This is a genomic window from Microcoleus sp. B3-D2, assembly GCF_036705345.1.
Lineage (GTDB): Bacteria > Cyanobacteriota > Cyanobacteriia > Cyanobacteriales > Microcoleaceae > Microcoleus.
Window position 1 is genome coordinate 1 of the sequence record NZ_JAUBUG010000175.1, and the last position, 1,935, is coordinate 1,935.

The 1,935-nt window shown below is 45.4% G+C and carries 2 protein-coding genes; both read right to left on the bottom strand.

Annotation, left to right across the window (positions count from 1 at the left end):
- Nucleotides 1-36 precede the first annotated feature (36 nt).
- Entirely contained in the window at nt 37-465 is a 429-nt protein-coding gene (locus QUB14_RS28490; RefSeq protein WP_333297461.1) for an endonuclease domain-containing protein, read from the bottom strand.
- 512 nt (nt 466-977) lie between these two features.
- A complete protein-coding gene (locus QUB14_RS28495; RefSeq protein ID WP_333221607.1) occupies nt 978-1,829 on the bottom strand; it encodes a GUN4 domain-containing protein in 852 nt (283 codons plus the stop codon).
- Nucleotides 1,830-1,935: the final 106 nt, after the last annotated feature.

Here is a 1,935-nt window from a genome sequence, read left to right on the forward strand (position 1 = left end):
CCGGAGGTCGCTCCGGGCGGGGCCGGAGCGCCTTTGTTAAGAAAGATGTGAGTAAGGCATAGCCTTAAGAAGGGGGGCTGGGGGGGGTAAAACACCCGATGTTCTCAACGATTTAATCCCCTCTACAATAACCTCTAAAACCGCATCCAAATTATGATAAACATCCTCATTAGTAAACCTCAAAAAATTAATCCTTGCCGACTCAATAAACTCTTGCCTTTCTGCATCATATTCTACAGCGCCATCCACAAAATGACTGTCACCATCAACTTCTAGTGCTAACTTGATTTCCGGCGAGTAGAAATCTAGCACAAATGCTGCTACGCTATATTGTCTGCGAAATTTACAGTTTTCAAGCTGTCTGTTTCTTATTTGTTTCCATAGTCGCTTTTCAGCTTCTGTCATTTCTGCGCGAAGCTGCTGTCGCTTGAATTTTTCTGAGCTTTTGTTGTAGAGTTTTGTCATTGTTATATAGGATTTATACCCCCCCAGCCCCCCCTTGGTAAGGGGGGGAGTAAGAGCGTTTTTTTAGTTTGTTCGTTGGTTGTTTAGATTTTAACCCCCCCCAGCCCCCCCTTGGTAAGGGGGGGAGTAAGAGCGTTTTTTTAGTTTTTTCGGTGGTTGTTTGGTTTTTTAACTGCCGAAACCATCCGAATGCTTCGCCCAATTCACGCGAGTCAACTCCAATCTTCAGGGTTATTACTCATCAGCGCGGGTTTACCAATATGTGCGTTGGGAAATCAGATCGATCAAATTCTAAAACATCGGAATTGTATCTGGCGCAAAAGCCAGGGCGAAGCATTCGGCGAATATATTGTTGGTTTTGAAGCTCATATTTTTCGCCGAAGGCTTCGCCCCTACAGTTGATAATAAAGTTTATCTTATAGTTATGGTAACTCGGGGTTTTAGGCATTAACTTAGAAGTGGCGATCGTGGTTTTGCGATCGGTTATAAATCTTTACGAAATCCTGTAACGCTTAGATGTTACACTTTACAAGTCTCGACGCGAGAGAAGAGACCAACCCCCACCCAAATAACTTCTCCAACTTCCCAACTCCCTTCAAAAAACACCCCATTGGGGGGCGAGCTTCTGGTGATTTCTCTGAAAAAGTGAGGTCGTTGTAGTACAGCCATGAATTGTTTTTTCTCCAGCCTACCTTGTCGCCAAACTTCTGCCAAACTTCACTATTATATTCCGTAGTTCCCCCCAGACTTTGATAGATGCGCTTCTGCACGCTAAAGCCGAAGAGCCCATTGCTGTATTCTACCCAAAGTTGGTCAATAGTACGCAAATCCTTGCAGGGGAATTTTTCAATATCTTTTATATTCAGCCATCCTTTTTCCTCCCTACCCGCCACTTTCAACATCACTCTCGTCGTTTCCTCATCGGCTTCTAGCCACTTTTTGGCCGCCAATAAATTCCGCAAATTTATATAATCCATTCCCACGGTTGAAACCAAATTAACCTCAACATCATTCGGTTTCGGTATCAGCAAATCCAACCATTCCTGCACCGACTGCGGGCGATTTTGTGGTTCCAACTCCATCCCTTTCATAATCGCCGTATTCACTCTGTCGCTAATCTCAGAATTGTGCCGCTTCGGCGGAGTTAAAGGAATATTTTGCTTCCTAAATTGCGACGGAAATGGCAACTCACCAGTCAACATCACATAAAGCGTTGCTGCGAGGGAATAAACATCAGTATAAGCACCAAGTTCGGCGCGTTTTTCTAACAGTTCAATTGGTGCGTAACACTCAGTCCCGGAATTGCTATTTGTTCGCAATTTCCCCGGCGCTGTCACCTGTCGCGCTAAGCCAAAATCAATCAAAACTGCACCCCCCTGACCCCCCTTATTAACTATGCCTTACTCACATCTTTCTTAACAAAGGCGCTCCGGCCCCGCCCGGAGCGACCTCCGGGCGATGGCTCCCTTG